Source organism: Paenisporosarcina sp. P4_E4_2 (assembly GCF_056401595.1).
Window position 1 is genome coordinate 1 of the sequence record NZ_JBFUJC010000515.1, and the last position, 1430, is coordinate 1430.

Below are 1430 nucleotides of genomic sequence, written 5' to 3' on the forward strand. Positions count from 1 at the left end.
GATTTAAAGGGTAAAAAAGCGGCTGGATTTAAAGGGTAAAAAAGCGGCTGGGGCATCCACATCAGTTTATATGGAAATGGCCCGTCAATATGGAGCAGAAGAAGTTACGTATGATAATGTACCGAACGAAGTTTACTTACGTGACGTATCCATTGGGCGAACAGACGTTATTTTAAATGATTATTATCTTCAAACACTTGCTGTAGCTGCATTTCCTGAATTGAACATCACCATTCATCCGGATATCAAATACAGTCCGTCCAAGATTGGTCTTGTCATCAACAAAGAAAATTCAGAGCTCGAAGACAACGTCAATCGAGTGTTGAAAGAAATGCTTGAAGATGGAACCATCAGTGAAATTTCCGCAAAATTCTTTAATGGTGCGGATGTTTCCAAAGAAGTTAATATTGATTAATTGAGCCAGGGGGATTAACGGATGAATGAAATTGAATGGGGACTTCTATTTGATCCTCAATTAGCTCTTGATTCTTTCCCCTACGTTCTTAGTGGCATTTGGTATACGCTTCTCATCGCAATTGTCAGTATGGTAGTCGGACTGATTATCGGATTTTTCATTGCTCTGGCAAGAACATCAAATCTTCTGTTCTTACAATGGCCAGCGAGATTGTACATTTCATTTATGAGAGGCGTTCCAATCCTGGTCATACTGTTCTTGTTATACTTTGGGTTTCCAGTCATCGGAGTTGAATTTACGGCGATGCAGGCTGCGCTGATTGGCTTCAGTTTGAATAGCGCGGCTTACATGGCTGAAATTCTTAGATCTTCACTATCTTCCGTTGATATTGGACAATGGGAATCTTCCAAAGCACTTGGACTTACGTATTGGCAATCCATGAGAAGAATTATTCTCCCACAATCCGTAAGAATCGCCGTACCTCCACTATCCAATGTATTAATGGATTTAATCAAAGCCTCTTCATTGGCAGCAATGATTACGGTGCCAGAAATGTTTCAAAAAGCACGAAGCGTTGGGGCAAGGGAATATGATTTATTAACCCTACTCATCCTTGTAGCTCTTATCTACTGGGCAATTTGTTCAGTCATGACTGTTCTACAGAACTATTTGGAAAAACGTTTTGCGAAATATCTTTGAATTCGATGTACCGTTCTTGAATTCAAAGTAATGAATAAGTTTTTTCAAACGAAAAAGGAGCCAAAACATAAACTGTTTTGGCTCCTTTCAGACTGTAGACAAAGAAAAAAATGAGTGAATATAACTGCATTTCTATTGAAAAAGAGCTTATGCAAGAATATGTTGATTTCCATTGCGGCGGACGCGTTTCGCGGGCACGGCTTCAGTCTCCTCGTCACTAGAAAAACCGGTGCTCCCGCATCGCTTCGCTAGCTTCGTCGCAAACGAATAGTGCAAACTTACATTTGCACTATTCGTTTCCTGTGGGGCCTTCAGC

The 1430-nt window shown here is 40.5% G+C and carries 1 protein-coding gene and 1 pseudogene; both read left to right on the plus strand.

Annotation, left to right across the window (positions count from 1 at the left end; genetic code table 11):
- Positions 1–25: 25 nt before the first annotated feature.
- Positions 26–415, plus strand: a pseudogene (locus AC1DSB_RS19230) (transporter substrate-binding domain-containing protein); the annotation flags it as partial.
- A gap of 21 nt (positions 416–436) precedes the next feature.
- Positions 437–1114, plus strand: a complete 678-nt coding sequence (locus tag AC1DSB_RS19235; RefSeq protein WP_477532868.1) for an amino acid ABC transporter permease — start codon at positions 437–439, stop codon at positions 1112–1114.
- The last annotated feature ends 316 nt before the right edge of the window (positions 1115–1430 follow it).

Excerpts from the sequence above, each read along its gene's own strand:
- AC1DSB_RS19235 (WP_477532868.1), top strand. The coding sequence starts at position 437 with ATGAATGAAATTGAATGGGGACTTCTATTTGATCCTCAATTAGCTCTT.